Source organism: Vibrio sp. 2132-1 (genome assembly GCF_033344315.1).
Map to the genome: position 1 here is coordinate 1 of NZ_JAWPON010000255.1, position 764 is coordinate 764.

Here is a 764-nt window from a genome sequence, read left to right on the forward strand (position 1 = left end):
ACTACTGAACTGTATTTATTACAAAATATGTTTGAATGCGCTGTTTTGGCATATTTTTATAGATTCACATGTGATTTATTTCACGGCTTTTACTGCTCTTTCTTATTTATTTCATAAATAAACCTGATAGTAGACGCAAATGGTAGGCTCTGATCGGAGCTTAGTTTGCATTTAAATAAATATCAGGTACGACAATGGACACGTTAATCAAACCCTCAATACTTGCATTAACCATCGCTAGTGCGCTTAGCGCTAACGCGAATGCAGAAATTATCATTTCCCAGTACGTAGAAGGTGGCTCGTATAATAAAGCGGTCGAGATCGCGAATACCGGTGATGCCGCAGTCACGCTAACAGGTTATGAGCTAGCGAAATCATCTAATGGTGGTGGCACTTGGGGCAGCAAGATCGATTTGAGCCAAGTAACGTTGCAAGCGAAGCAGGTGTTTGTTCTTGCCCATGGCGATGCCAGCGATGCGATTAAAGCAGTGGCTGACCAGACCGATAAAAACGTCGCGAACTTTAATGGTGACGATCCTCTCGCACTATTAAAAGATGGTGAAGTTCACGACATGGTCGGCGTGATGGGTGGTGTAGCATTTGGCAAAGACGCCACTTTGGTACGTAACGGTGACGCACTGACGCCTTCTGCGACTTTCCAATCTTCTCAATGGACAACGTTAGCGAAAGACAACATTGAGGGCTTAGGCGAGCTGAATGCAGCTGAGCCACCTGCAGCATTTGTGTGTGAAGTGGATGGCCAC

At 44.9% G+C, this 764-nt stretch carries 1 protein-coding gene; it reads left to right on the top strand.

The genetic code is table 11. The annotated features are described in order from the left end of the window. Positions 1 to 194: 194 nt before the first annotated feature. The coding region (locus R8N47_RS24770) for a lamin tail domain-containing protein (RefSeq protein ID WP_318186047.1) at positions 195 to 764 on the top strand (570 nt) is incomplete at its 3' end.